This window comes from Carboxylicivirga linearis, from assembly GCF_018271995.1.
Lineage (GTDB): Bacteria > Bacteroidota > Bacteroidia > Bacteroidales > Marinilabiliaceae > Carboxylicivirga > Carboxylicivirga linearis.
In genome coordinates this window covers 228155-252129 of sequence record NZ_JAGUCO010000003.1, presented here as the reverse complement: position 1 = coordinate 252129, position 23975 = coordinate 228155, and the positions used below count along the sequence as shown (strand labels likewise).

The following is a 23975-nucleotide window of genomic DNA, read 5'->3' as shown; positions in this document are numbered from 1 at the left end:
TATATTATTTAAGATGTTTAATTCTTATTTTTGGTCAAAACTTAATAAGAATGAAACGATTTATAATTAGTATTTTTTCGCTTTATGCAGTCATTATCTCTGCTCTGGCCCAGTTAGATTTGAATACACCGGTGCCGTTAGATCCGGTTATTAGAACAGGCGTGTTAGAGAATGGCATGACTTATTATATTAGGCATAACGAAGAACCCAAAGAAAGAGCCAGTTTTTATATTATCCAGAATGTTGGAGCCATTTTAGAAGAGGACAATCAAAATGGATTGGCTCATTTTTTAGAACATATGGCCTTTAACGGAACTGAAAATTTTCCGGATAAAGGCATCATCAATACATTAGAAAAACATGGTGTTGCTTTTGGAAGAAATATTAATGCCTATACTGCTCAAGACGAAACCGTTTACAATTTAAGTAATGTGCCGGTTGGTCCGGAAGGTTTAATGGATACTTGCTTACTAATTCTTCATGATTGGTCGGACAACCTGACATTGGATGAACAAGAAATTGATGATGAAAGAGGCGTAATTTCTGAAGAATGGAGAACACGTCGAAATGCCGGTTTTCGCTTACGGGCTCAATTCACTCCTGCCTTATACAATGGTGCAAAGTACAGCAAAAGAGATGTAATTGGCGATTTAGAGGTAATCAACGGTTTTAAGTACGATGAGCTACGAAGTTTCTATCACGATTGGTACAGAACCGATCTACAGGCAATAGCCATTGTTGGTGATATTGATGTAGATGAGATGGAAGAAAAAGTAAAATCTTTATTCTCAAAAATTCCTGCAGTTAAAAATCCCAAGGAACGATACATTGTTGATATCGAAAACAAAGAAGAGATGGACTATACTTTGGCAACGGATAAAGAAGCCAACCAATCAAACATCTCACTATACATCAGACATGATGCTGTTAAACCTGTTGATAAAAACCATGCTACTTTGCGTAAATCACACATGGAATCACTGATTTCCATGATGATTCGTTCCCGCATTTCAGAACTACTTGAAACAGGAACACCACCTTTCATTACCGGTAGCATAGGTTTTTCTGAATTAACCAGAACAAAGGATATTTTATATATCTCAGCTACAGCAAAGGACAACGAAGAAGACACAGCATTTGAAGCCATTTTAACCGAGGCTGAACGAATTAAACGATATGGGTTTAACGAAAGCGAATTAGACCGTGCTAAAACTTCATTTCTTTTAAGCTATGAAAATTACTATAAAGGGCGAGATAAAATATCGCACGACAGCTATTGTCGCGAGTTTAAAGAGCTTTATCTGAACAACGCTCCAATGCCAGGCATTGAATATGAATTTGAATTTGCGAAAGCTGTTATTCCAACTATTTCAGCAGAGGAACTTTCAGAGCTTTTTAGAAAAGCTTATTCTGAGGATAATAGGGTAGTTATCATTACCGGTCCTGAAAAAGAAGGCATTAAACACTTAAGTAAAGAAGAAAGCTTTGCCATTATCGATAAGGTAGCACAAAAAGATATTGAACCCTATGAAGATGAAGTAGTAAATACGAATCTTATTGAATCTTTACCTACAGAAGGAACCGTAATTGCTGAAAAAGAAATTCCGGAATTGAATGCTGTAGAATGGACCTTAAGTAATAACACAAAGGTAGTTTATCGTTTTGCCGACTACAATAAAAACAAAGTTGCACTACAAAGCTACAGTAAAGGTGGTTCATCGTTATACGACACTGAGGACTTGCCTACTATTGGAGTTATGCCCGACTTTATGTCGTTGTTTGGAATAGGTAGCTTAAGTGCCAGTGATTTAAAAAAGGCTCTGACAGGCAAATCTGCATCCGTTGGTTTCTCGGTTAATGAATTATCAGAATCGGTTGTTGGCGGTTGCCGTACTGAGGATTTTGAAACAATGATGCAACTGGCCTATTTACAATTTGAGCAACCTCGTTTTGATAAAGAAGCTTTCAACACCTTTTTGGAACGTAACCTTGCCTACATAGCCAACATTAATGATAATCCAAATAAAATATTAAGCGATAGCCTTACTCTTTTGCGCACCAACTACAGTGATCGTACATTATTATTTGGCGAAGAATATTTACATAGGGTATCGTTTGATCGAATGAAAGAAGTTTACGCTGAACGAATTCATAACGCTTCCGATTTCACATTCTTTATAGTGGGTGATATAGATAAAGAAACAGCTAAAAGCATTTCGGCAAAATATCTGGGCGCAATCTCTAGTAATGAGAATAAAGAGAACTGGAAAGATAATAATGTGTCAGCTCCTAAAGGAGAAACCATTAAACGAATTCCAATCAACTTTACTGATCCCAAAGCCACCGTTAAAATCTATTTTGACAATGAAATGAAGTACACACCGGAAAACAGAATAGGAATGTCATTTATCCAATCCATTCTCGAACTCCGCTACACTGAAGAGATCAGAGAAAAAGAAGGTGGAACCTATGGAGTGGGAGTACGAGCGTCGAATGATCGCATACCCCAACAAGAGGCAACGTTAGCGATAGGATTTGATACCGATCCGGAACGATATGAAAATTTAATTCCTTTGGTATATGCCGAGATTGAGAAAATTATAAAGAATGGCGTTACGGAAGAAGATTTAAATAAAGCACGCTTAAATTTCTTAAAAAACAGAAAAGAACAAAAAGAAAGCAATAACTATTGGATGAATATTATACGTGCTTACTATATACAAGGAATTAATAATGACTTGCCTGAAAACTACGAAGATATTGTTACAAATATGACATCGAAGAAAGTGCAGAAAATTGCTAAATCTTTCTTTAAAAAAGCGGATAAGATGCAGATTGTTTTTGTAAATGAAAAAGAATAAATAGCAGATATGCTATCAAATTTTAAACGGAGTAGTTCATAGCTACTCCGTTTTTTTGTTTGTAATTTTGTATCAACGAAACATACCATTATTTGTTTAGGTATAACCAATATGTTGCAGATTAAGTCAAATATCAACTACATAAAACCTCTGCTTATTATCATTCTTTTAAGCACTGGCATTGCTATATCTGCTCAAAACGACACCATTAGAAAGCAAGACATTATACTTCAGCATCAAATCATAGAAAACGACACACTACCACATATCACTCTTAAGGAAGTACCGGTGTTATCTCCTTTCAAATTTAAAAACAAACGTCAAAAAAGGCGTTACTCAAAATTGGTACGTAACATAAAGGTAACACTTCCCTATGCCCGAAAAGCCAGTGCAACCATAAACGATATTAATACAAATCTCTCTTTAATATCAGATACCAAGGAACGGAAAGCCTATTTGAAGAAGAGAGAAAAAGAACTGTTTGCCGAATTTGAAACACCACTAAAAAAGCTTTCTTTTTCGCAGGGGCGACTTTTAATTAAGCTCATCAATCGCGAAACAGGCGACACTACCTATCAATTGATAAAAGAATACAAAGGAGGTGTTTCTGCCGTTTTCTGGCAGGGAATTGCCCGCTTGTTTGGTTCCAACCTTAAATCAGAATTCGACCGCGAAGGTGATGATGTAATGATTGAGCATATCATCCTAATGATCGATAATGGCTTGATCTGACCGATTGATGAATCTCAGCTTTTCACCAGCAGTCAATTGCGCAATGTCATAAAACATTTCTCCAAAAAAACGGACATTTGTACCCAGACAACAGCATTGACAAAATAAAAACACATGAACTCTGAACAGTTTAAAGCAGCCATACTGGAAGGTATACCGTCTGTAATTCCTCCTAAAAAAGAGTATGACCCCAATATTAATCATGCTCCCAAAAGAAAAGATATATTAAGTGATGATGAAAAAAAGTTAGCACTACAGAATGCTTTACGCTATTTTCCATCAGAACAACATACTGAGTTGGCTCCTGAGTTTTTGTACGAATTAAATACGTATGGCAGGATATACATGTACCGTTATCGCCCCGATTACGAGATAAAAGCCCGTCATATTGATGATTTTCCGCATCAATCCAAACAAGCGGCCGCTATCATGTTAATGATACAAAACAATCTGGATTATGCCGTTGCTCAACATCCTCATGAGTTAATTACATACGGAGGTAATGGAGCCGTTTTTCAAAACTGGGCACAATACCGTCTTACCATGAAATATCTGGCTGAGATGACCGATGAACAAACATTGTCTATGTATTCGGGCCATCCAATGGGATTATATCCATCTCATAAAGATGCACCTCGTGTTGTTGTTACCAATGGTATGATGATTCCTAATTATTCGAAACCGGATGATTGGGAGCGATTTAATGCATTGGGAGTAACCCAATATGGCCAGATGACAGCCGGTTCATTTATGTACATTGGGCCACAAGGCATTGTGCACGGAACCACCATAACTGTTTTAAATGCCGGTAGAAAAATATCAAATGGCAAAGCTGATTTGTCGGGTAAATTATTTGTTTCGGCTGGTTTAGGTGGCATGTCGGGTGCTCAACCCAAAGCAGGAAATATTGCCGGATGTATTAGTGTGATAGCTGAAGTAAATGGTAAAGCCATTCATACCCGCCATTCACAAGGATGGGTAGATGAAGTTATTGAAGACTTAGATGAGTTATGTGAGAGAATTCAAATTGCCAAAGCACACAACGAGGTTGTTTCTATCGCTTATCATGGTAATATAGTTGATGTTTGGGAAAAATTTGCTACTGAAAAAATAAAAGTCGATTTAGGCTCTGATCAAACATCATTGCATAATCCTTGGGCCGGAGGATACTACCCGGCAGGAGTAAGTTTTGAAGAAGCCAATACCCTGATGGCTGAACAACCTGAATTATTTAAAGAAAAAGTTCAGGAGAGTTTACGCCGACATGTTGCTGCCATAAATCAACTGGCTGATCAAGGAATGTATTTCTTTGATTATGGAAATGCCTTTTTGTTGGAATCAAGTCGTGCCGGTGCTGATATATTAAAAGAAAACGGCGATTTTAAATATCCTTCGTACGTACAGGATATTATGGGGCCAATGTGTTTTGATTATGGCTTTGGTCCATTCCGATGGGTATGTTCCAGTAACGATCCTAAAGACCTCCAAACAACCGACCGTATCGCTTCTGAAGTATTGGAGGAGCTACGACAGGATTCTCCTATTGAGATACAACAACAGATGGCTGATAATATACACTGGATTAAAGAAGCAGGCCGAAATAAGCTGGTTGTGGGCTCTCAGGCTCGCATATTATATGCCGATGCCGAAGGGCGGATACGAATAGCTGAAGCCTTTAATAAAGCTATTGCAGAAGGCACTATTTCAGCTCCCGTAATTCTGGGACGTGATCACCACGATGTTTCCGGAACTGATAGTCCTTACCGCGAAACTTCAAATATTTACGACGGATCGCGCTATACTGCCGACATGGCCATACAAAATGTAATTGGCGACTCTTTCCGCGGAGCCTCATGGGTAAGCATTCACAATGGTGGAGGTGTTGGCTGGGGCGAAGTAATTAACGGTGGCTTCGGCATGATACTTGACGGTACAAACGAGGCTCAGAAGCGCTTAGAAAATATGCTTTTCTGGGATGTAAACAATGGCATATCCCGAAGAAGCTGGGCTCGCAACGAAGGGGCTGTTTTTGCCATCAAAAGAGCCATGAAAACTAACCCTGACTTAAAAGTAACAATACCTAATATGACCAATACTGATATGATTGATAAATTATTTAGTTAACCCTTCATATCCAATCAACAAATACAAATAGCAAGCACCGTGGTATATCATTGATCACGGTGCTTTTTTATTTATTTCCCCAAAGCAGAACCTATAACCTTATACAAAGGTTATTTTCTTCTTGATGTAAATAAATTTGTATCAAGGAGAAAATATTTTTTTATCAAGAGGAAAATAAATTTACTCCTAGAACAAATTTATTTTTCGTCTTGTGAAAATATTACCAAATAAAAAAACCGCAGCTCAATGAACTGCGGTTATATTTATTTAGGTTGTCTATTTATTTTTTAATCACTTTTTGAGTAGTTACCGAACCATCAGCTAATTTTACCTGAAGGATATACATTCCTTTACTCAAATCGGAAGTTGACACAACACCCGAAACAGCAGGAACATTTTTCACTAACTGACCGGCTGCATTGTATAGAGTTACACTAACAGCATCACCATCAATTCTAAACTCTGTTGTAAATGGATTTGGAATAATTTTTACAGCGTTTTCTTTTGTTTTATTCACACCAGTTGAAGAACCAACTCCGGTTAATTCAATATCTGTCACCTCCCAGGTTTTTGCTTCTGATTCAGTACTTGTGTAAATAAATGCAATATTAACAGTTCCATTAATAGAACTCATATCAATGTATCCTGAACTTATCCACTCCCAATTTCCTGCTGATAATACGTACGAAGAAAATTCAGTCCAAGTGGCAGTCGATGGATCACCTAGTCCATCATAATCAGTAGAGTATTTAACAACCATATCTGGACCGCTATAATTACTGGCTGTAATAAACTCTAAAATTTCATCTGTTGTGTTATCTAGATCAATCGATGGAGAGATTAACCAGGTTTCATTAGCTCCGGCATTGTAACCCGAGGCTTTTGCATAGTAATCATCTCCATAATTATCAATTTCCCATGCTACCGTACCTGAAGATGCAACTGCAAAGTTATTAATGGTACCAGAACTAAAATCTTCCCAAAGCAATTCGGTATCATGTCCATTTATAATGAAGGTTGCATCAGACTCATCATTTATTGAAGATGCGGATGCATCAACCACTTTTAACTTATATCCATCCCACGACCATGCGTTAGCTGGTATTGTAAAATCATAAGTATTGGCACCATCTACAGATGCTATTTCGTCAGATATCTGTTCCCAAGTACCATCTTCATCCAATACTTCAAAATAAACATTAGATACATCTGTTGAATTCCATGCCAGTTGAACAGTCTCTCCTGCAGAATAAGTTTCGCCACCATTTGGTGTTGTTAGCTCAAGGCTACCTGACGGTGTATATTCCTCAACTGATAAATCATCCCAATAAACAGTTGCTCCGGAATAGGTTCTCAACTCAAAATAGACTTTACTTAAACCATCAGGAATAGTTACTGTTGTTGTGAAATTCATCCATACCTCGCCAGCTCCATCATTTCCGTTATCAAGATAACCTCCATCTGGACCTCTAATAGCACCTGGAGTATTATCATAATCTGCAGTGCCAGTTTCATCTTGTAACACGCACCAAAGTCTGGCATCAGTCCCATCTCCTGGTACAACATAATACCAAATAGAAAACATATAGGATTTCCCTGATTCTACATCAAATGTTTGTGCAAGATCTTTAGTTCCTCCAACATGCATTGCAGAATAAGTACCTGCATGAACGATTGTTGATTCTTGAGTCACATCTTCTGCTTTTTCCCAACCTGTTGGAGTATTTGCATCATCCCAATTTTCAAAGTCAGGATTGACAACTAAATTTTGCCCATTTACACCAGCAAAGGCAACAAACGATAAAAGAAAAACAAAAAGTAAACTTTTTTTCATAATAATACGGTTAAGTAAATAAATAATTAAAATCACAATTTAAACAAAAATAGTCAATCAATAAACCATTTAGACTATCTAAATTTTAAATAGATGTAAATTTTATCTAAACCGTACGGTCGGTAGGTAAATCAGTAGTTTATTACAACAAATTGCTTATTGCATTTGTTGTGACAAAGCCTCTATCCGTAAAGAAATATCATTCTTATATTCTCCTGAGTTTAAACTTTCAGCTTTTTTCAAATAATAAAGCACCTTCTCCTTATTATTTTTTTCCAGATAGATTTGAGCGGTAAATAATGCTGAGTAAGGTCCGTAATAACGACTATCATCAACAGCTAATTCAATCACCTTATTGTATGCATAAATTGCCTTATCAGGTCTTTTAAGACTCTGCTCAGTTCTTGCCAATCTATACCACCATTCTACTTGATAAAAGGAACTATAATTATGTATCGAATCCGTATTTAAAACACTTATGGTCGTTAAGTAATCTCCTGCGTCGAATAAAAAACGTGCTTTTGATAAAGCTGCTGGACGACCTCTTAAGTAGTCAACCTCAGCCAATGCCTGCTTATCGAAATTGGTTGTATAAATATCTTGATTCTGAACTTTTCTAATAAACACATCTCTTCTTGAATAATCACCTAGTGCATGATTAAAACGAGCTATTCGAAACATTGCGTCTGCCTTAAAACTATTAGCCTCACTTAACTCAATATAACTCTCTAATTCCTTTTCGCCTCTATCTTCCAGTTTATTCAACAATAAACGCCCTTTAACGTATCGTAAATAGGGGAAGCTATCCAATTGAGCGTTGTTCCAGGAATTTATACAGTTGTAAAGCAATTCTGTTTGATTTGTTTTAATGGCATTCATCCCAATAACAAAATTCAACAAAGGAGATTGATAACGCTCTGCTTCCTCTTTCAATTGAAGCAATTCATTTTGATCCAACTCTGAAAACTGAAGTCCACAATATGCCAATATCAAAAGGCCTTCCTTATGCAGGCCTGATTGATATTTAGTCTGAGTCAGGTAGGATCGTAACAATTGAAATCCCAATTGCTCATCCCCTTCGATTCCAAACAACCACGACACAAAACTATTTTGAGCTTGCACCTGATCTGCAAATATCAAAAACAAGCCATTTAGCTTCTGATATTCCAAGTTATGACACTTATCCTTATCCAGGGACAAAAAGGCTTTATATGCAGTGTAAATAGAATATATCCCGCTTATTTCATCACCTCTTATTAATTTCATCAACCCATATTGAATATCTAGATTGATAAGCATCATAGATATTTTAAGGTTATTTGTCTTAGCTATTCTTTCTAATCGCCCCTTTTCTTTCTCAAAGTCTTTTAATTGTTCCTTATTCTCATTTTTTATGTATTGCAAAAAGTATCTGTAAGCACTTAAGTAATATACTTCGTCTTCATCAAGGGATCTGAGAATAGAATTACCGTATTGATATTCGTTGCTAAGGCAGCTTTGTGCCTCATCGCTCAACCACTTCTTACTTTGCGAATAAATGATGGTAGGAAATAAGAGTATTAATACCGATAGATAAGCTTTCATGAAAAAGGAAAAGTTCATAAACAAAAACAGCCGGACAATATGTCCGGCTGCAATTTAATATTTTTTATTAGCAGAATTTATTCTGCAGCTGCTTCTTCACCACCAATCGCTCTGTCAACTAAAATACGTCCACAGTACTCACATACAATTACTTTTTTATGAGAAGCAATATCCAACTGACGCTGAGGTGGAATTTTGTTAAAACAACCTCCACATGCATCACGCTCTACAGTAACCACTGCTAAACCGTTGCGAGCATTTTTACGAATTCGTCTAAAAGCTGTTAACAAACGCTCAGGAACACTTTGAGCAATCTCTTCTGATTTCTCAATCATTCTTCCTTCTTCAACCTGTGTTTCTCCAACAATCTCATCAAGTTCCTTTTTCTTAGCTGCTAAATCAGCTTTACGGTCTTCCAACAATTGTTTTGAAGATTCACCAACTTCCTTCTTGCTTTTTAATTCAGCAGTAAACTCTTTAATGCGTTTCTCGCACAACTCAATTTCAAGTTTCTGAAACTCAATCTCCTTTGATAAAGAATCGAACTCACGATTGTTACGCACATTATTTTGCTGTGCTTCGTATTTCTTAATAAGCAAACCAGCTTCCTTAATTTCGTTCTTTTTACCCAGGATGGCGTCGTTCAAACTTTTAATTTCCCCGTCAAGGTTACCCATTCGGGTTTCCAACCCTTCAATCTCATCTTCCAAATCCTGAACCTCCAATGGAAGCTCTCCTCTAAGCGTACGAATCTTATCAATCGACGATTCCACAGTTTGAAGGTCGTAAAGAGCTTTCAGTCTTTCTTCTACTGACATCTCTTTTTCTTTTGCTTTCGGATCTATTGTTGCCATTCTTTATAAATAATTTACTGGATTGGTATTCTCTTTCGATAAACGGACTGCAAAATTAGAGAATTTTTTTGTAAGTAACTCAAAAAAAACTTCTTTAGTGTATTGTTCACTCTCAAAATGTCCAATATCGGCTATAATAATTTGCTCTTCGGCATCAAAAAACTGGTGATATTTAAAGTCTCCGGTAATGAATACATCGGCGTTTTGAGCTATTGCGGCACCTAGTAAAAAGCTACCAGAACCACCACACACCGCGACTTTCTTTACTTTTTTATTTAATAAATTGGTATGTCGTATACATCCAACTTTAAACTCTTCTTTTACTTTATTTAGAAAATCAAGCTCATCAACAGGATATTCTAATTCACCAATCATTCCAATTCCTGCAGTAGCCCACTGATTCCTTAACGGGTAAATATCATAGGCAACCTCTTCGTATGGATGTGCTTTTATCATCTCCCCTACTACCTTTTTTTCAATAAACGAAGGCATTATTGTTTCAATTCGCACTTCCTCCTCGCGATGTAACTCCCCCTTTTTACCTACAAAGGGATCAGTCGTCTCTCCAGCCTTAAAGGTCCCTTGCCCTATTACATTAAAACTACAAGAATCATATTCTCCAATTACTCCGGCTCCGGCCTCAAAAATGGCTTTTCTTAATTCTTCAGCATGATTAACCGGTACAAAAACAACCAACTTAACCAGGCTTTCTTTTTTAGGAGATAAAATTTTACATTTTTTTAATTTCAGCTTTTTGCACATTCTCCCACTTACACCATTCATTACAGAATCGGCATTCGTATGTGAGGCGTAAATAGCTATATCATTTTTGATTGATTTTAACACTACTCGCTCCATATCATTCTTTCCGGTTATTTTTTTTAGCCCGGAAAGCATAATAGGATGATGTGAAACAATCATATTACATTCATTCTGAATAGCCTCATCAATTACTTTTTCGGTAATATCAAGCGTTACTAAAACCCCTTTAACTTCAGCATTAGCATCTCCTAATAGCAGCCCAACATTATCAAAATCTTCTTTCAAGGCCGATGGTGCAAACCGCTCCATCTCATTCATTACATCCCTAACAGTACTCATTATTCACTATCGATATTATCTCTCACTTCAATCAATAATCCTCTAATCTCTTTTAATTTCGAAACAACCTCAAAATCATGAATAGTATCATCTCTGTTCTCCTTCAGTTTTTTTTGAGCTCCTTTCAAAGTCATCCCTTTTTCTTTCACCAAATGATAGATTAAATGAAAGTTTTCGATGTCTTTGGGAGTAAACATACGGTTTCCCTTTTTGTTTTTATGCGGCTTTATCACATCAAACTCCTTCTCCCAAAATCGAATAAGGGAAGTGTTTACATCAAACATTTCAGCAACTTCGCCGATTGAGTAATATAACTTCTCGACCTTCTTTTCTTTATAAGGCATGTTTATCTGTTTGTTAATTAGCTGAAGCCCTGATTTATCAATACTTCACCTATACCTTTTAATCAAGTAAACGATAGTAATACAATAATAGTGGTATTTTAACTAAATGCCAAACCAGAACTATCCGTAATATCGACCATTACAAAATTAACAATGAACACAAAACACTGTTTGAATAGTATTATCTTTGAACAAAACATCTTAATATGAAGAAAGTAGTTTTACTTTTTGCTTTGATAATTGCTTATATAACTCCCTTTTCTGCGCAAACACAAGATACTCCTAGCGGTTTATCCTTTATAGGTGTTGGAGATATGATGCTGGGCACCCACTTCCCTTCTCCTCAATATCTTCCTCCAAATAATGATCCATGGCCTTTGCTAAAAGAGGTTCAACCTGTATTTGCTGAAGCTGATATTGTATTTGGCAATCTGGAAGGGGCTTTTTTGGATGAAGGGGCTGTATTTAAGCGTTGCAAAGACACAACTAAATGTTATGCCTTTAAAACACCAACATCTTATGCTCCTGCTCTTAAAAAAGTGGGATTTAACCTACTTAACATTGCCAATAACCACATTCGCGATTTTGGCCCGGATGGTTTAAGATCGACAACACACATTTTAGATAGCCTTGAAATCCCTTATGCTGGTCTCATAACCAAACCGACTGATATTTTAGAATACGATGGATTAAAAATTGGATTATGCGGCTTTGCTCCCAACTCCGGAACTGTACAAATAGGCGATATAGATAATGCCATTCGGATAGTAAAAGAGCTGAAGGAAAAATGCGATTATGTGGTTGTTTCTTTTCACGGTGGAGCAGAAGGTAAAAAACATCAGCATGTAACCCGGGAAACAGAGATATTTTATGGTGAAAACCGAGGTAATGTTTATGAATTTGCACATGCAATGGTAGATGCGGGTGCAGATATTATTTTTGGTCATGGGCCTCACGTACCAAGATCTATTGAAATATACAACAACCGCTTTATTGCATATAGCCTGGGTAACTTCTGTACATACAGCCGTTTTAACCTTTCCGGAGCCAATGGACTTACTCCTGTTATACAAATTTGGACAAACCCTGATGGCACATTCGTAAAGGGTAAAATACACTCGTTCCATCAAATTAAAGGTGCTGGTACTTTTCCCGATCCATCCAATCAAGTTTTGTATAAAATGAAAGACTTAACGCATATTGATTTTCCGGAGTTGAATGATCGATTAATAATTGACGACAGTGGTAACTTTTTTATGCCATTCGAAAACCCACTTAAGAGTAAAGGAATATATTCAAGCAACAGCAGAATTACTACCCCCAATTATTTAACTCCTATAGAAGCTCCTATCGTTCAAAAGCAGGAAAAGAAACGGAGAAAAAGGAAATAAAATAAAAATGGCTGCCTTTGCGAAGACAGCCATTTTTATTTCATCTTATATCTTTTAATCAAAAGTCTGGTTTGAATTAGACGAAATCTGAATCATCTTATCATATTGCTCAGCCGTTAATTCTTCTTTAAAATAATAGTGTTGAGGATTTACTTTCCTACCTTTTTCTATTACTTCGTAATGCAAATGTGGCGCGGTACTTGTTCCAGTATTACCAACAAAACCAATTACATCACCCCTTTTCACTTTTTGGCCTTTTTTCACATTAAACTTACTCATATGAGCATATAATGTTTTATAACCAAATCCATGATCAATTTCTATTCGTTTACCGTAACCCCTAACTTCATTTGTAATTCGCGATACTACTCCTTCACCAGTTGCATAAATCTCGGTTCCTTCAGTAGCAGTAAAATCCATACCATAATGAAACTTACGAATTTTATGAATCGGATGAATTCGATACCCCCAACCGGAAGCGGTTCTTCGCAGATCTTTATTAGAAATAGGCATTATAGCTGGCACTGAACGAAGCATTTCGTCTTTTCGTTTTGCTAATTCAACAACCTCATCAAAAGAAGTTGACTGAACGTATAATTGTTTCATTACAATATCCAGCCTGCGAGCAGTTTCAACCACTAACTCCTTATTATTCATATCCTCAAGGTGCTGATAGCGGTTTACTCCACCAAAACCTGCACGTCGGATACTTTTGGGTATACTGTCGGCCTGAAAAATGGTGCGGTAAATATTTTCATCCCTCAGTTCAATATCTTCCAACACCGACTCTACCTGAGCCAGTTTTTTGTTCATTATATCATATTGAGATAATAATTGTTGAATTTCTCTTGCCTGACGTTTTTCTTTAGGACTCTCGAAAACATAAGGATAGATAAAATACAATACAAAACCCAATAAAAGTAAAGAGGTAAGATAGATTGAAACTCGGGTAAAATAGTAATTAAATCCTTTCTGAATACGATCATAACTAAGTGTTTCAGGATTGTATCTGTATTTAACCTTAGACATGTCTAGCTCAGTTTTATTTTAAAATTAAAAATTTATCCGTGAATCGCCCAAAATTAGGTAAATAATCTAACTTTGCAAGAAATTTTTTTGTTTGATTAAGACGGATAGATACTATTAAGTATTTTATTCTCCGAAAAATCAAAAAACTAGCTCAATTATCAGGTTGAGCTTCAATTTTAATTCAAGTAACAGACAATAAAAGTAGCATAATATGATGACGGCATCTGAAATCAGAAAGAGTTATTGGGAATTTTTCAGATCAAAACAGCACAAAATCGTTCCATCTGCCCCAATGGTAGTAAAAAACGATCCTACATTGATGTTTACCAACGCTGGAATGAATCAGTTTAAGGATATTTTCCTAGGAAACAATAATCCGGTAGCACCTCGCGTGGCTAATTCGCAAAAATGCCTTAGAGTATCAGGTAAGCACAACGATCTGGAAGAAGTTGGACACGACACCTACCATCATACTATGTTTGAAATGTTAGGTAACTGGTCTTTTGGCGATTACTTTAAAAAAGAAGTAATTGATTGGGCATGGGAATACCTGACTGAGGTTTTAAAAATAGATAAAGACCGATTGTATGTAACCGTTTTTGAAGGAAACAAAGAAGATAACGTTGACCGTGATAATGAAGCTGCAGACAATTGGAAAAAGTGGATTGCAGAAGATCGCATTATAAACGGCAATAAAAAAGATAACTTCTGGGAAATGGGTGATACAGGTCCTTGTGGTCCCTGTTCTGAAATCCATATCGACATGCGCCCGGACGAAGAAAGAGCCAAGGTAGATGGCAAATCGTTGGTAAATCAGGATCATCCACAGGTAATTGAAATCTGGAACTTGGTATTCATTCAGTTTAATCGCAAAGCCAACGGAGAATTAGTACCTCTTCCGAAAAAACACGTTGATACGGGAATGGGTTTTGAACGTCTTTGCCGTGCTTTACAAGGAAAAACTTCCAACTACGATACCGATATTTTTCAACCTATCTTAAATAAAATAGCTGAACTAACAGGCTTTAGCTATGGAAATACAGAAGAGGTAGATATCGCCATGCGTGTGGTTGCCGACCATGTAAGAACTATTGCATTTTCAATCACTGATGGCCAACTTCCATCAAACAACAAAGCAGGCTATGTAATACGTCGTATTTTACGTCGTGCTGTTCGTTACAGCTATACATTCCTAAATGCCAAGGAAGCTTTCATGTACCAACTTATTGATGCATTGATTGAGACCATGGGTGATGCATATCCTGAATTAGAAGCTCAGAAAACACTGGTTGGAAAAGTAATTAAAGAAGAAGAAGAATCATTCTTAAGAACTTTATCTACCGGCATCAGCATGCTTGATAAGATTATTGCTGATACTAAATCAAAGAACTTTAACGTTGTACATGGCGCTGTAGCCTTCGAACTTTACGATACCTTTGGTTTTCCTCTTGATCTTACCGAACTTATTCTTAAAGAGAATGATTTGGTTGTAAACCGGGAAGAGTTTCAGGCTGAGATGGAAAAACAAAAGCAACGTGCTCGTAACGCTACCGCCATTGAAACTGATGACTGGCAAATTCTTCAACAAGACGACAGAGAAGAATTTATTGGTTACGATTATTTAGAAACTGAAATTTTCATTACACGATACAGAAAAATTAAAGCTAAAAACAAAGAGCTTTATCAATTGGTGTTTAATATCACTCCGTTTTATGCCGAAAGCGGTGGTCAGGTAGGTGATACGGGTTATATTCAGCAAGGCGATGAGAAAATTTCAATTATCGACACCAAGAAGGAGAATAACCTGATTGTTCACCTTACTAAAAAGCTACCTCAAAACCTAAACGGCAATTTTAAAGCTGTTGTTAATACTGTTTCACGACAAAATACAGCTAATAATCATACTGCCACTCACCTTTTACATCATGCCTTACGCGAAGTATTGGGTGATCATGTTGAGCAAAAAGGTTCATTGGTACACCCGGAATATTTACGCTTCGACTTTGCCCATTTTCAAAAGTTAACTAATGAAGAATTAGATAAAGTTTCCTCTATTGTTAACAGTAAAATACGTCAAAATATCGGCCTTGAAGAGAATCGCGAGATTCCATATCCGAAAGCTCTTGAAATGGGTGCTATGGCATTGTTTGGCGAAAAATACGGTGATTTGGTACGAACCATTAAATTCAACGACTCAGTTGAGCTTTGTGGTGGTACACACGTACAGGCAACAGGTGAAATAGGTATTTTCAGAATTATTAGCGAATCATCTATTGCAGCCGGAATCAGACGCATTGAAGCTGTAACCGGCCCCAAAGCAGAAGAATTCATCAACCAACAATTTGGCTTGATTAAGGAATTGCAGAATATGTTTAAAAACCCTGCCAACCTTAAGAAAAACATCGAGCATTTGATGGAAGAGAATATCATGATGAGCAAGGAAGTTCAAGGCATGAAGAAAAGTGCTTTAACCATCGAAAAAAGAAACATCATGGACTCGGCTAAAGATTTAAATGGAATTAGTTTGATGGCATGCAGAGTAAAACCAGTTATTGCTGACCAACTTAAGGACTTAGCTCATAGCATCAATAACGAAACTGATCAGGATATTGCATTAGTGCTTGGTGGTGAAGTAAATGGCAAACCACAGCTAGCTATTCTTTTTTCAGAGAAAATTATAAAAGAATTCGATTTGAATGCAGGCAATATTGTGAGAGAAGCTGCTAAACGCATGCAAGGCGGAGGTGGCGGTCAACCATTTTTTGCTACTGCCGGTGGTAAAAACCTGGATGGATTAGATACTGCCATTGAAGAGGCTGTTGCTATTATTAAAAGTAAGATAGAAGCATAAAAGAAATTAACCTTAAATAAATAGCCAGGTACATTCGTAAATGACCGGGCTATTTATTTGCATTCATTATAATTCGTTAATCACTTTTTTATCAATATAATTGGAGTTCATTATTCTTAATGTCCCCATGTAATCCATCTCAAATTCCACCAAATCACCAACCTTATAGTTGTTTCGGTTATCCCCCAGATCCAATACAGTTACATCTGAACTGGCCCCCGAAATCTTAAGCGACTTATCTTTTAATGATAAATGATTCACATCGGCATCCAATAATCCTAAATCAATTATTGCCCGATAAGAAGTTTTACCTATATTCTCTTCATCAAAATCAAGACTATGTCCTTCCAGATTCGTTCCCAAATCACCATTCGGAACAATCGGTTTCTCTATCAGTTCAATAATTTCAGAATACAAACTAAAAGCATCGTTTTGCATTTCATTAATCTTTCCATCACTATACACATCAGTGCCTAAAAACAAGGTTTCTCCCACTCTAAAATGATTAATTCCCTTTGGTAACATATTCTGAAAAATAAGTGGGATCGTTACTGATGTTCCTCCCGATACATAGGATATCTGTTGGTTGAACCTTGACTCAACTAATTGCTCATACAAACAAAGCTGAATAAGTTTATCCTGATTAGGTAAAACACCGTATAAACATGTTAGGTTGGTACCAACACCAACCACTTTGATATTATTCAGTTTAAATACACGTTCGTAAAACGACATAAAGTCATCTCCCATTACACCTTCGCGCAACTCACCAAGTTCAATCATTATAATAACCTTGTGTGTTTTATTTTGCTTTTGTGCCTCTTCCGATAATCGTTTAATGGTTTCTATTTCAGTATTTAAACTGATATCAGCATATTTTACGATACTGGAAATGGATCTTTTTGCCGGAGGTTTAATATAAATTGTTTCAACATTCGGATTAATCGACTTTATAGTCTTCAGGTTAGACACTCTTGAATCAGCCACCTGCTTAATATCTAGCTTAAGCAACTCATTTAAAAAGAGTCTATTTCCACTCAACATTTTAGTAACGACTGCCCAATCGATGTTTTTCTTTTTAAAAAGCTTATACAGATAATCGAAGTTTGTTTTCAGCTTTTGGGAATCTAAAGTAATAAAAGCCATGTCTAATTCTTCAAATATCTCATTTCAACATATTTACTACTAAATCCCACTTTCTGATATAAAAATCGGGCCGGGTTATCTGGTTCAACATGAAGAGCAACATTACCTTCTGCTATCTTAAGGGCCTCTTCAAGCAATTCTTTTCCATAACCATTACCCCTTTCTTTATTATGAATAGCAATGTAAACCAGGATATTTTCAGGAATATAATCTTTCATGCCTGTTTGGTTTACAACCACAGCTCCAATTAATGTGTTATTTTTTTCTGCACATAATACAAAGCCCCCAAACGATTCTGTTTCTTTCAGCGCATATTGAATTGACTTTTCAATATCAGACTTTGGGTCTCCATATTCATCAAGATGGGTAAATAAAAAATCAATAATTCTGTTTTTCTCTTCTAAACTTGGTTTGTTTTTAGCGTCAAATACTTTTGTTTCAAACATAAATATGTGTTCTCCTTTTATGAATATATTTTCACATCACACAAACTAACTCATAGAAAAAATAGACACATTAGACACAATTATCCGATGTGTTTATCTATTAAAAATTGCTTAGAATGATTGATGTGAATAAGATTACATATAGAACACAAACAGAAGTAATTATTGTTCTGAAATAAAAAATATTAAATAAGTAGGATTACTGGTTATCTATTCAATTTCTGATACATTAACTCATCAACAAAGCCATCTTTTGTTTTAATCCAGGCTTTTTTAGTTCCTATTATATTAAAACCAGCCTTTTCAAACAAATTTATACTTCCGGTATTATTAATAGTGATATTTGCATACAGCTGCTTTAATCCCAAAGTACCGAAACAGTATTCTGCAAACATATCCAATGCTTCGGAAGCATATCCTAGTTTTCTGTAGTCTTCATGAATTATTATACCAATGCCTCCGCGCTGATGAAAGCCATCAAAGTCGAAAAGATCAATCATCCCTACAGGGGTCTGTGATGGTTCAAGCTCGATAATCAAACGCAATTGTTTGGTTTGATAAATATCTAGTTGAGCCTGCTCGACATATAGCTTCAATTGGTGCCTAGAAAAAGGGGTGAGCGTATTGCTCACCTCCCATATCTTCATATCATTTTCCCACTTATAAAGTAAATCAACATCTGTGGGTTCCAGAGCTCTTAATATCAGCTCTTCTTTTTCCATTATTCTGTTTTTTCTTTGACTAAATTATCATACTGCTTGATTTCGCGAACAAACGCATCATCCCAGATTTTAATATTGCCAAAGGTAGTACTTTTAGCCTTTAGTGTAGCCTTGTATCCTTTAAATGCACCATAGGCATAACGGAACCAACCATCTTTACACTCATACACTTTGATCAACTCCGTATCAAGTCCATTTTCAACAAACTTGTCATACGATTTCAAAGGCTCTTTCAACGATACAAACTGAATAGTGTAATAGGGTATTCCATCTGATTCATCCATTTGAACTGCTGCCATTTCGCTTTCTGTCGCAACTGGCACTATATATTTCATTTGGGTATCGTTCAATGTCATTGTTTGAGTACTTTTTTTGTATGCCATCTCTCGCTCAACATCAACTAAAGCTTGTTCTTCTTCGTATCCTTCTCCTGCATACAAAATTTTATATTTCTTCTCAGCTTCAAGAATTAAAACATATTTACCTGTTCCCGGATGTGGCTTATAAGCTCCCACTTCAGCGTTTGTTTCGGCATCACTAACGTAAATACGTACATTTTCAAGAGGACCATCACCTGTTTGTATCGTACCCTTAAAAACAGCCAAACGATTGATTTCCGGCTCTTCATATTCAACCAGGTAAATATCAGATCCACCTAGGCTTCCTTCGTATTTTGAAGAAGCATAATAGGCAATATTTTGGGTTGCAGTGGGTACAAAAAAGAAATCATCATCAGGAGTATTAATTGGGTAACCAATATTCTGAGGAGCACTCCACTCACCATCCTCCTGTAGTTGAGAATAAAAAATATCAAACTTACCCATACTATTATGCCCTTCGGAACTAAAATACAAAGTTTTCCCATCAGGGTGTATCATAGGAGTTTCTTCATCGTAAGGAGTATTTAAAACGGACATATTCTCTGGCTTGGCCCACTCCCCATTTGGCAATCTACGCACACGGTAAATATCCAATCCTCCTACTCCACCTTCACGATTACTTGTAAAATACAGGGTTGAGTTATCGGGAGAGATAGAAGCATGAGTCTCATTATAGCGTGAATTGATTGGTTCAGGTAACTTAACCGGTTCCGTCCAGTCTTCACCATCAAATGTACTATGGTATAAATTTGATCCACCAATATCATTTCGGAAGATATAAAGTTCGGTACCATCAATTGACAAACACACCCCAGCTTCGTGTCCTTTTTTACGAAAAAGCTCTTTTAGTGATTTTGCTTTATCCCATTTACCATCTTCTTCTTTATCTGAAAAATATATTCTTTCAGCATATTGTCCATCAGGCAATAAATCACTATAACTTGATGCACGACGTGAAGTAAGAAACAACAATGATTCATCAGCTGAAATAAGCGGACTGTGATCATCGTACTTCGAATTCACTTCAGGCCCTAAATTAGTAACCTCCAATTTAACCGGCTTAGCCATCAATTCTATAGCATTTTCGCAATGTTCTATCTGGCGACGCAAATTATTAACAACAATTTCATTTGAAGGATCTACATCTTCCAACACCTTTACGTACAAATCAATTGCTTTTTCAGGCTTTAACATCAATTGATAATTCATACCAATAAAGCTTTGCACATCAATCCCTACCGATCCTGTTAATTCTTCAGGTGGCAATACCGAGTATAATTTCTCAAAATGTGCGATTGATTTTTCATGAGCACCCAGGCTCATTTCGCAATAACCTAAATTATACAAAACCTCAACATCATTCTCATCTTCATTCAATAACTCCGCAAAAAGGTCTTTCGCTTCTTCATAAGCTTCATTATCCATCAGATAGACGGCATCTTTGAATTTTTTATTATCACGAGTTTGAGCACTCAGAAACGAAGCTGATAGTACAATGGTAATAGTTACCAAAAGAAATCGTTGTATCATATTTGGGTTGGCTTAATTTTAACCTATTAAATTAATCTAGTGCAAAATAACAAATTAACACCTGTTGACATATATTTGTAGGCATTTATTTTGACTAATGGTCTAAATAACTCCTTATTGTGCTTGTTTTATGTCTTCAACTACTATTGGATCCAGGTAAGATGCATTTCCACGTGTTGAAAAATCTTGTCTCCCTTTAAGGCTAAAATTTTTCTCAACGGTTGTTTTACCGAAGGTGCGCACAGTCATTGTAAACTCTACTCCTGTTGGTAAAATCATAATGTATTTCCCCGTTTGCGGATGCGGTCTATATTCACCCATTTCTTCACCAGTATCTTTCTTTGTAACAGTTACCAATGATTCGTATGAGGGTAATCCATCTTCAGTAAAAATAAAACCACCTACCACAGCCATGGCTTTTTCATGAGTTTCCGGATATTCAATCAACCATATGTCCGATCGCCCTAAACCACCGGGCCTCTCTGATGCATAATAAACCCTCTGGCCATCAATCGTTGGTGAGTAAAATAAATCATCACCGGGAGTATTTATCGGATATCCTATATTTTTTGGCTCACTCCATTTTTGCTCGGTTTGATTTAATCTTTTGGTTGAAAAAATATCATATCCACCCATTGACATATGCCCCATTGAAGCAAAATACAATGTTGTTTCGTCGTGCGACAAGAAAGGGCTATCCTCATCTTCGATCGTATTAATGGTTGGTCCCAGATTCATTATTTTTCCCCATGTACCATCGGGTAATTTTTTCACCATATACAAGTCTTTTCCTCCAAATCCACCCGGCCGGTCACTGGCAAAAACCAATGTATTGCCATTATAAGAAAAGGAACCATGAGTTTCGTTGTAATCGGTATTAATAGGTTTTGGAAACTTAACCGGCTCTGTCCAACCTTCATCTGAAAGGCTGGAATAATACAGATCTCCTGATATACCATCATTTCGATAAACAATCATGGTTTGACCATCGGCACTAAGGCTACATGTGGCGTCATTACCCGAAGTATTAATCTTTTGTCCAATATTCAATGCCGGAAGCCATTTCCCTTCTCTCCAGATTGATTGATGAATATCTTCATAATATTGGTCATCATATGTTTTAAGGCTACCCGTACCTTGTCGGTTAGACGTAAAGATTAATATCGTTTCATCAGCCGAAATAAGCGGACTGTGCTCATCGTGTTCGCTATTTATTGCTTGTCCTAAATTGCTAATTCGAAAATTAACCGGATTACTTTTAAGCAGAATAGCATTTTGGTTATAAGCCGTTTCTCTCTCAATCTCTTTGAGCAAATCTTTTTGTTTGGGTGGAATATTATCTTTCAGAGCTATTAATTCAGCCAAAGCCTCATCAAAACGATGATTTAAATGATAAGCCTGGGCCAGATAATATCGCGCTTCAATGGCACGTTGATTTCTTCTTTTTTCTAAAGAGTAACTCTCTTTTGCTTTCTCTAGAAAAGGAATAGCATCATCCGTTTTGTAATCCATATTTAGGAGGCAAAGTCCCATTTGCAAATTCAGAATGGGTTCATCCGGATGACTGATCATCAAAGATTTAATATTCTTCGATGCTTCTTCAAATTTTTCAAGATTAATTTGATCAGTTATAGCATTTAAATCTCGTTTTTTTAATTGAGATTGCGCAACTACAACCATATTAACACTAATAAAAAGTAAGAGAATACTAATATATTTAGATGTGTTTCGGCTTTGCATTATATGATCTTCGTTTGATTAACTTTAATTGCAAGTTAATAAATAAAATCAGTTTAAATCACCTATGCCTTAAGGTTTTTAGCAGTTAAGTAAAGCAGGTGATGAATGAATAATTCAGAGATGCAGAACTTGTCCTTTTCTCCCTGCCAGACTATTTTCAACCAGGTATTTGCCATTGGAAGCAAGATAAGCATATGGTGCCGTTCCGAATTTTTCAAGCACATTTATTATATACTTAGATTTTGTGGTAGCCAAATCAAAAACAATCAAATCAAATTGATCAACAGTAATTACTTCTTTTTCAACTTTAATATCTGCTTCCTGATAAAGCTTTTGAATAGATGCTTTTGTATTTGAGCCTGAACTTACCAGAAGTACGTTTCTATGTTTACTTTTGGGTATAACATTATTGCTCTTTTTTAAAGTAAGTCCGGCAATTTTTAATGATTGTATACCATTTATTGCCAACCATATTAAGCCATTAACCAGGAAGAAGGTCTTCTTTTTGAAGTACTTTTTATAAAAGATCCACATGGATTGATAGAAGCATTTGTATATCCATGCGTTGGTAATAGTAGACTTTCCTTTAAAGTGTATTATCGGATTTGTTCCCAAATAATGGTTGGCTCCATATTTACGGCTAAGACAATACGATAAATCAATATCCTCACCATACATAAAATACTGCTCATCCAACAATTCAAAACAGCCTTCGCTATCTCTTTTTTGAGCCAAAAATGCTCCTGCCAGAATATCTATTTTATGATTCTGTTTTTCATCGAGATTTCCATGATAATATCGGGCAAACCTGCCCGAACGAGGAAATAAAGAGGTTAAACCTAACATTTTGTATAAAGATACTGCTGGCGTTGGCAATCCTCTTTTAGATTCTCTTAAATATTGTCCTTCACCATTGAGCATGCGCACCCCAAGACCTGCAACATCAGGATACTCATTAAAATAATTCAATACCTTTTTAAAGGTATCTTCAGCAACAATTATATCAGGATTGACTAGTATTGCAATTCTGCCTTTGGCCATTTTCAGGCCTATATTATTGGCTTTGGAAAAACCCAGATTTTGTTTATTCGCAATGGTTATTACTGAAGGATATGATTGACCGATATTTGCTACAACATCAACTGAAGAAGCATTATCAACAACAATTACTTCAGCAGGGATTCCTTCCAGAGCTTTCTCAACCGAATGTAAAGTCAGATCCAGAAACTCCCATGAGTTATAGCTGACGATAATAATGGATAGTTCCGGCTGTTGTTCACTCATCTCAATAATACAATAGTTCTAT

Annotated in this window: 17 protein-coding genes; 5 read left to right on the top strand and 12 right to left on the bottom strand. The window is 36.3% G+C overall.

The window, feature by feature from the left end; genetic code table 11:
* The first annotated feature begins 50 nt into the window (after window positions 1-50).
* The 3 genes from KEM10_RS06540 to KEM10_RS06530 all read left to right on the top strand — a co-directional run bounded on the left by KEM10_RS06540 (window position 51) and on the right by KEM10_RS06530 (window position 5717).
* Complete coding sequence (locus KEM10_RS06540) at window positions 51-2861, top strand: M16 family metallopeptidase (RefSeq protein WP_212215055.1); 2811 nt, start codon at window positions 51-53, stop codon at window positions 2859-2861.
* 111 nt (window positions 2862-2972) lie between these two features.
* Complete coding sequence (locus KEM10_RS06535) at window positions 2973-3593, top strand: DUF4294 domain-containing protein (protein WP_212215053.1); 621 nt, start codon at window positions 2973-2975, stop codon at window positions 3591-3593.
* A gap of 114 nt (window positions 3594-3707) precedes the next feature.
* Window positions 3708-5717 (top strand): urocanate hydratase, encoded by a 2010-nt coding sequence (locus tag KEM10_RS06530; RefSeq protein ID WP_212215051.1) that lies wholly within the window; start codon window positions 3708-3710, stop codon window positions 5715-5717.
* A gap of 280 nt (window positions 5718-5997) precedes the next feature.
* Here the strand turns inward: KEM10_RS06530 and KEM10_RS06525 are convergent, their stop codons facing one another.
* The 5 genes from KEM10_RS06525 to KEM10_RS06505 all read right to left on the bottom strand — a co-directional run bounded on the left by KEM10_RS06525 (window position 5998) and on the right by KEM10_RS06505 (window position 11434).
* Window positions 5998-7551, bottom strand: coding sequence for a T9SS-dependent choice-of-anchor J family protein (locus KEM10_RS06525; protein WP_212215050.1), 1554 nt, complete (start codon window positions 7549-7551; stop codon window positions 5998-6000).
* A 156-nt stretch (window positions 7552-7707) separates the two neighbouring features.
* Complete coding sequence (locus tag KEM10_RS06520) at window positions 7708-9135, bottom strand: tetratricopeptide repeat protein (RefSeq protein WP_212215048.1); 1428 nt, start codon at window positions 9133-9135, stop codon at window positions 7708-7710.
* Between the two features lie 77 nt (window positions 9136-9212).
* Window positions 9213-9989 (bottom strand): zinc ribbon domain-containing protein, encoded by a 777-nt coding sequence (locus KEM10_RS06515; protein ID WP_212215046.1) that lies wholly within the window; start codon window positions 9987-9989, stop codon window positions 9213-9215.
* 3 nt (window positions 9990-9992) lie between these two features.
* The gene (locus KEM10_RS06510; RefSeq protein ID WP_212215044.1) at window positions 9993-11090 is read right to left on the bottom strand and encodes a Nif3-like dinuclear metal center hexameric protein; all 1098 of its coding nucleotides are present in this window, start codon (window positions 11088-11090) and stop codon (window positions 9993-9995) included.
* Complete coding sequence (locus tag KEM10_RS06505; RefSeq protein WP_212215034.1) at window positions 11090-11434, bottom strand: MerR family transcriptional regulator; 345 nt, start codon at window positions 11432-11434, stop codon at window positions 11090-11092. The genes KEM10_RS06510 and KEM10_RS06505 overlap by 1 nt, the downstream gene beginning before the upstream one ends.
* Window positions 11435-11640: 206 nt before the next feature.
* On the opposite strand from KEM10_RS06505, the gene KEM10_RS06500 reads away from it, so the two are divergent.
* Window positions 11641-12825, top strand: coding sequence for a CapA family protein (locus KEM10_RS06500; protein WP_212215032.1), 1185 nt, complete (start codon window positions 11641-11643; stop codon window positions 12823-12825).
* Between the two features lie 54 nt (window positions 12826-12879).
* On the opposite strand, the gene KEM10_RS06495 is transcribed toward KEM10_RS06500, so the two are convergent.
* Window positions 12880-13854 (bottom strand): M23 family metallopeptidase, encoded by a 975-nt coding sequence (locus tag KEM10_RS06495; RefSeq protein WP_212215030.1) that lies wholly within the window; start codon window positions 13852-13854, stop codon window positions 12880-12882.
* Window positions 13855-14065: 211 nt separating this feature from the next.
* Here KEM10_RS06495 and alaS point away from each other — a divergent pair, with 211 nt between their 5' ends.
* Window positions 14066-16705: an alanine--tRNA ligase gene (gene alaS / locus KEM10_RS06490; RefSeq protein ID WP_244825599.1), complete on the top strand. Its 2640-nt coding sequence runs from the start codon at window positions 14066-14068 to the stop codon at window positions 16703-16705.
* A gap of 66 nt (window positions 16706-16771) precedes the next feature.
* On the opposite strand, the gene KEM10_RS06485 is transcribed toward alaS, so the two are convergent.
* From KEM10_RS06485 to KEM10_RS06460, 6 genes are all read right to left on the bottom strand, one after another.
* On the bottom strand, window positions 16772-17851 hold the full coding sequence (locus KEM10_RS06485; protein WP_212215028.1) for an alanine racemase: 1080 nt from the start codon (window positions 17849-17851) through the stop codon (window positions 16772-16774).
* Between the two features lie 2 nt (window positions 17852-17853).
* Complete coding sequence (locus tag KEM10_RS06480) at window positions 17854-18297, bottom strand: GNAT family N-acetyltransferase (RefSeq protein ID WP_212215026.1); 444 nt, start codon at window positions 18295-18297, stop codon at window positions 17854-17856.
* A gap of 206 nt (window positions 18298-18503) precedes the next feature.
* Window positions 18504-19019 carry a GNAT family N-acetyltransferase gene (locus KEM10_RS06475; RefSeq protein ID WP_244825597.1) on the bottom strand — a complete coding sequence of 172 codons (516 nt, stop codon included), beginning with the start codon at window positions 19017-19019 and terminating at the stop codon, window positions 18504-18506.
* Window positions 19019-20929, bottom strand: a complete 1911-nt coding sequence (locus tag KEM10_RS06470) for a PD40 domain-containing protein (protein ID WP_212215024.1) — start codon at window positions 20927-20929, stop codon at window positions 19019-19021. Before KEM10_RS06470 ends, KEM10_RS06475 begins: the two co-directional genes overlap by 1 nt.
* 114 nt (window positions 20930-21043) lie before the next feature.
* On the bottom strand, window positions 21044-22669 hold the full coding sequence (locus KEM10_RS06465; protein WP_212215022.1) for a PD40 domain-containing protein: 1626 nt from the start codon (window positions 22667-22669) through the stop codon (window positions 21044-21046).
* A 114-nt stretch (window positions 22670-22783) separates the two neighbouring features.
* Window positions 22784-23953, bottom strand: coding sequence for a glycosyltransferase (locus tag KEM10_RS06460; RefSeq protein WP_212215020.1), 1170 nt, complete (start codon window positions 23951-23953; stop codon window positions 22784-22786).
* Window positions 23954-23975: the final 22 nt, after the last annotated feature.

Coding starts and splice junctions, on each gene's coding strand:
- KEM10_RS06540 (WP_212215055.1), top strand. CDS start 51: ATGAAACGATTTATAATTAGTATTTTTTCGCTTTATGCAGTCATTATC.
- KEM10_RS06535 (WP_212215053.1), top strand. CDS start 2,973: ATGTTGCAGATTAAGTCAAATATCAACTACATAAAACCTCTGCTTATT.
- KEM10_RS06530 (WP_212215051.1), top strand. CDS start 3,708: ATGAACTCTGAACAGTTTAAAGCAGCCATACTGGAAGGTATACCGTCT.
- KEM10_RS06525 (WP_212215050.1), bottom strand. CDS start 7,551: ATGAAAAAAAGTTTACTTTTTGTTTTTCTTTTATCGTTTGTTGCCTTT.
- KEM10_RS06520 (WP_212215048.1), bottom strand. CDS start 9,135: ATGAAAGCTTATCTATCGGTATTAATACTCTTATTTCCTACCATCATT.
- KEM10_RS06515 (WP_212215046.1), bottom strand. CDS start 9,989: ATGGCAACAATAGATCCGAAAGCAAAAGAAAAAGAGATGTCAGTAGAA.
- KEM10_RS06510 (WP_212215044.1), bottom strand. CDS start 11,090: ATGAGTACTGTTAGGGATGTAATGAATGAGATGGAGCGGTTTGCACCA.
- KEM10_RS06505 (WP_212215034.1), bottom strand. CDS start 11,434: ATGCCTTATAAAGAAAAGAAGGTCGAGAAGTTATATTACTCAATCGGC.
- KEM10_RS06500 (WP_212215032.1), top strand. CDS start 11,641: ATGAAGAAAGTAGTTTTACTTTTTGCTTTGATAATTGCTTATATAACT.
- KEM10_RS06495 (WP_212215030.1), bottom strand. CDS start 13,854: ATGTCTAAGGTTAAATACAGATACAATCCTGAAACACTTAGTTATGAT.
- alaS (WP_244825599.1), top strand. CDS start 14,066: ATGATGACGGCATCTGAAATCAGAAAGAGTTATTGGGAATTTTTCAGA.
- KEM10_RS06485 (WP_212215028.1), bottom strand. CDS start 17,851: ATGGCTTTTATTACTTTAGATTCCCAAAAGCTGAAAACAAACTTCGAT.
- KEM10_RS06480 (WP_212215026.1), bottom strand. CDS start 18,297: ATGTTTGAAACAAAAGTATTTGACGCTAAAAACAAACCAAGTTTAGAA.
- KEM10_RS06475 (WP_244825597.1), bottom strand. CDS start 19,019: ATGGAAAAAGAAGAGCTGATATTAAGAGCTCTGGAACCCACAGATGTT.
- KEM10_RS06470 (WP_212215024.1), bottom strand. CDS start 20,929: ATGATACAACGATTTCTTTTGGTAACTATTACCATTGTACTATCAGCT.
- KEM10_RS06465 (WP_212215022.1), bottom strand. CDS start 22,669: ATGCAAAGCCGAAACACATCTAAATATATTAGTATTCTCTTACTTTTT.
- KEM10_RS06460 (WP_212215020.1), bottom strand. CDS start 23,953: ATGAGTGAACAACAGCCGGAACTATCCATTATTATCGTCAGCTATAAC.